Here is a 4307-nt window from a genome sequence, read left to right as displayed (position 1 = left end):
CCTTTGATATCAATAGACACACCAGTTTCTAGGCTGGGTGAGGCTATCACTAAATCATAGTGAGTGAGAATTTCGTTGAGATGGTCGATACTCCCAAAAGCTGGGTGTTTCGGATCTAAAACTGAATGGCTATCAATCCGCGGCGTTGCATAATTAAGGGATGAACTGTCCATATTGTGCATCCAGCCATAACTGTAAGAACGGGCATCGTCGTGGTAAACAGAATTACATCTGTGTCGATTGCGATCGCCAATTTATAGAATCATATTCAAAACGTGGATACAACGACGAAATTAAACAACAATGTCTAACCATGTATGTAAATGGTATTGGTTTTCGCTTTTTTGATAAAAGCGATAATATCTTCCCTAGTTGCCCCCTGCTGTTGCATTAAACGAATCATTGGGACGGCACCAGGTGGAATTGAGCCGATACTTTTGCCCTTCCATGCCCCGTTTATCTTCCGTTTTTCGGAGATGTCTAATGTGGGAGAATGAAGAAAATTAACAGCAAATCGCATCTCAAATGAAAGTGTACTCCATTGTCCTAAATCTCCCTTTTTGGTGAGTATAGAATCATACAAAAGATAGAGATGCTAACCGATTTAATTTAATTATTATTAACAAGATATAAAGAAATATTACAAAAAGGAGTCGGCTATTAGCATCCAATTATTAAAGAATGTCGTCATCCCAAAATGGCATAGTTCCAACATTGCTCTGGATCTCAAACGTGCCGCAGAAATTGCCGATTATTGTTTAAACAATGCCACTGCAATTGATTGCAATACTGCTTTTCCCAAGCAAGAGTTTGAGCTAATTGCTAAGGCTGGGTTATTGGCTGCACCATTAGCGAAAGAATTAGGCGGATGGGGTGCAGGAATTGATGCTAATGTTACCTACGAGCTTTTAATGCTATTAAAGCAGATAGGGCATGGCAATCTGGCAGTTGGGCGAATTTATGAAGGACATATCAACGCCCTACAACTGATTCAGACCTTTGGTTCCATAGAACAGATCGCAAGCTGCGCTGATGATGCCCGCGATCGCCAGAAAATATTTGGCGTTTGGAATGCTGAAGCCTCTGATGGTGTGAAGATAATTCCTTGTGAGAATGGGCGTTATCGGCTGGAAGGTTCTAAAACGTTTTGTAGTGGTACTGGCTATGTTGAACGTCCTTTCGTGAATGGAGTATTGCCAGAGGGCGGTTGGCAAATGTGCATTGTGCCAATGGACGAAGTGACAACAGTTAGCGATCCCGCTTGGTGGCAACCTTCTGGGATGCGAGCTACTGCTAGTTACAAAGTGGATTTTAGCGGTGTCGAGTTGGATCGGAGCTATTTAATCGGCCAGCCAGGAGATTACTATCGACAGCCTTGGTTATCTGTTGGGGTAATTCGGTTTGCTGCTGTGCAACTAGGTGGAGCAGAAGCACTGTTTAACCTAACTCGTCAGTATCTACAAAAGTTGGAATATACAAACGATCCATATCAACAGGAACGGCTTGGCAGAATGGTGATCGCCATTGAAAGTGGTAATCTCTGGCTGCGGGGGGCTGCGGATCGAGTAGCAGCTTATGCACCAGTGTTTGGTGGCGATCCCACTGTTGTTCACCCGCAAGCAAACCAACTCGTCGCTTATGCCAACATGGTCAGAACAGCAATTGAGCAAATTTGCATTGATGTGATGCATTTGTGTCAACGTTCTGTGGGAACTCGCGGCTTACTACCACCAAATCCGATGGAACGAATTATCCGAGATTTGACTCTATATCTGCGTCAACCTGCTTTTGATGCAGCCTTGGCAAATGTCGGGCAATATGTCTTGCATGAAAGTAATCCGGCTTCAATACTTTGGAATGATGAATGAATTTGGCTTGATTGCATTACCACTAGACAATCCTAATGTTTTGCCCTGGCATTCAGTTAACGAGATCGCTTGTAGCCCGGTACTGATTGTTGCCCCCCATCCTGATGATGAGACATTAGGTTGTGGAGGTGCGATCGCTCTATTACGGTCTTTAAATTGTCATGTGCAAGTGTTAGTCATTAGTGATGGTACTCTTTCACACCCTCGTTCCCAGAAATATCCCGCAGCTAGACTCCTAGCTCTGCGGGAAGCAGAAACGCTATCAGCATTAAAATTGCTGGGTGTAGAGGTGAATGATGTCATCTTTTGTAGAATGCAGGATGGGTCAATTTCAATACAGTATCAAAGTGCAGTAGCTAGTTGTCGTGCTTACATTACAGAAATCGCCCCACAAATTATCTTTTTACCCTGGCGATATGACCCTCATACAGACCACCGAGCGACGTGGAAGTTAATTCACACAGTGCTGGATGATTTGCCCTTATCCCCCCGATTGATTGAGTATCCGATTTGGGATTGGGACTTTGACCAACGAGAGAGTCTGCCAGTACCTCTTGAGGTGACAACTTGGCGATTGAATATTAGCGCAGTGGTGGAGTTGAAACAGCAAGCGATCGCTGCTTATCGTTCCCAAACTACAGACTTAATTGATGACGATCCAGAAGGCTTTCGCCTAACTCCCGAAATGTTAGCAAATTTTACTCATCCTTGGGAAGTTTATATAGAGGAAAATCGATGAACCCGTTACAATCTAATTCCCTACCACCCAGCTACTTTGATAAACTCTACAGCGAAAATCCTGACCCGTGGAAGTTTGAGACAAGTGTTTACGAAGCTAACAAATATGCTGCCACAATAGCAGCTTTACCCAAAGAGCGCTATCGGTCTGCCTTTGAAATCGGTGGTTCCATTGGCGTTTTAACTGAAAAACTGCAAGAACATTGTGACTCATTGCTCTCAGTTGATGTCTCAAAACTGGCGCAGGATAGAGCAAAAGAGCGCTGTCAGCATCTCTCCAATATCAAGTTCCAGATTATGCGTGTTCCAGAGCAATATCCTGATGAGATGTTTGATTTGACCCTAGTCTCGGAAGTTGGCTATTACTGGTGCTGGGAAGACTTGAAAAAATCCCAACAGTACATTCTGGAACACCTGGAACCTGGAGGGCATCTACTTTTAGTTCATTGGACACTCTATGCCCGTGATTATCCATTAAGTGGGGATGAAGTTCATGACTCATTTTTTGAGTTGGCCCCAAATAAACTACGGCATTTAAAAGGTCAACGGGATGAAGAATATCGACTTGATTTATTCGAGCGAGTTTGAAAATTGAAGAAACAGACAAGGGGAATTATCCCCAAATCCTCTTGTCCTGTTCTCTTCTATAAAATGAGCCTTATTTTTTGATATTTAGTTTTACCAAAAAAGGCAGTTATTGCAGAGAGTAGTTTAGGCTTACGGAAAACTGCCCTCTGCTGAGGTAAAACGATCTGTGGGATGGGATGTTCTGTGACGCGCTTAGATCGAGGGTTTAAGACTCCCATTTTGTAGGCTTTTCGTAGGATAAAGCTCTTTAGGTGGTTCCAAATCATCCGGGGTCGAATTTCTTTGGAGTTTGCTCCGAGTGAGCCGTAAACTCTCAAGACGCAAGCGCAAATCTCCAATTGCTTGTTCAATTTCCACAAATTTCCAGCGCGAAGCCCAAATTTGTTCTGACTGCTGGCGTTCTTCGACTTGTTCAAACAACTGACCAAAGGTATAAGGTTGGGTCAATTTTTCTAAAAGCCATTGGGCTGAAACTCCCAGCATCTCTGCCAAGCATACGACGCTCTTACGATCTGGCTGATAGCCATTAAGAACGCACCACCACATCACTCGTAATTGGCGGCGGGCAACAAAACGAGTTTCGATAGCCCCTGCTGGCTCGACTACAAATGGTTGTTGTTGCCGTCCCATTTCTATCCATTCATTCAGCTGATTTGCTAAACCAATATTGGTACGTCCAATTTGTCTGGCCGAAGTTACTACTCGCACTAAAGAACTATGGCGAAAACGGGCATTTACCCGTACCAAAGCACGGTAAAAAGCTACATCTTCAGGAGTCCGCACTGGTGGTAAGCCTCCCGCCAGTGCATACATTTCTGCTGTTACTGCCAAACTCTTCAAGGGGCGACAAGCGAGTTAAAGAGCTTGCTGTATAAGCTTCATAGCCCTTAAACCTCGCTGATAATATGCTTGCTTATTGCGACTGAAACCGACCAGTTCCTCGACCCATGCTTGACACTCATGCCAAGCGACTATCCAATTTTGACCATATAAACCTATCCAGAAATTACTATGACGTTTCTCATTTCTATTTTTTTCTTGACTACGACAAATATAGGAATCAAGTTTTTGAAATTTAGTCCTTTGTCCATGTAACCAAGCACTGGTCATAGC

Annotated in this window: 4 protein-coding genes and 2 pseudogenes; 4 read left to right on the top strand and 2 right to left on the bottom strand. The window is 43.7% G+C overall.

What is annotated here, in order from left to right; genetic code table 11:
* Positions 1-160: 160 nt before the first annotated feature.
* From I8752_RS37560 to I8752_RS22935, 4 genes and pseudogenes are all read left to right on the top strand, one after another.
* Positions 161-364 (top strand): annotated as a pseudogene (locus I8752_RS37560) (IS1/IS1595 family N-terminal zinc-binding domain-containing protein); the annotation flags it as partial.
* Between the two features lie 265 nt (positions 365-629).
* On the top strand, positions 630-1868 hold the full coding sequence (locus I8752_RS22945; RefSeq protein ID WP_318780886.1) for an acyl-CoA dehydrogenase family protein: 1239 nt from the start codon (positions 630-632) through the stop codon (positions 1866-1868).
* A complete protein-coding gene (locus I8752_RS22940; protein ID WP_225895846.1) occupies positions 1858-2607 on the top strand; it encodes a PIG-L deacetylase family protein in 750 nt (249 codons plus the stop codon). The genes I8752_RS22945 and I8752_RS22940 overlap by 11 nt, the downstream gene beginning before the upstream one ends.
* The gene (locus I8752_RS22935; RefSeq protein ID WP_214434565.1) at positions 2604-3194 is read left to right on the top strand and encodes a class I SAM-dependent DNA methyltransferase; all 591 of its coding nucleotides are present in this window, start codon (positions 2604-2606) and stop codon (positions 3192-3194) included. Before I8752_RS22940 ends, I8752_RS22935 begins: the two co-directional genes overlap by 4 nt.
* Positions 3195-3386: 192 nt before the next feature.
* Here I8752_RS22935 and I8752_RS22930 read toward each other — a convergent pair whose 3' ends face one another.
* Together I8752_RS22930 and I8752_RS22925 are read right to left on the bottom strand one after the other, a co-directional pair.
* Complete coding sequence (locus I8752_RS22930; RefSeq protein ID WP_214434564.1) at positions 3387-4025, bottom strand: hypothetical protein; 639 nt, start codon at positions 4023-4025, stop codon at positions 3387-3389.
* 24 nt (positions 4026-4049) lie between these two features.
* Positions 4050-4307, bottom strand: a pseudogene (locus I8752_RS22925) (IS4 family transposase); the annotation flags it as partial.

The organism is Dendronalium phyllosphericum CENA369 (assembly GCF_016056275.1).
Lineage (GTDB): Bacteria > Cyanobacteriota > Cyanobacteriia > Cyanobacteriales > Nostocaceae > Dendronalium > Dendronalium phyllosphericum.
The sequence above is the reverse complement of the archived record's forward strand: the minus strand, read 5'-3'. Positions and strand labels throughout refer to the sequence as shown.

Excerpts from the sequence above, each read along its gene's own strand:
- I8752_RS22940 (WP_225895846.1), top strand. The coding sequence starts at position 1,858 with ATGATGAATGAATTTGGCTTGATTGCATTACCACTAGACAATCCTAAT.
- I8752_RS22935 (WP_214434565.1), top strand. The coding sequence starts at position 2,604 with ATGAACCCGTTACAATCTAATTCCCTACCACCCAGCTACTTTGATAAA.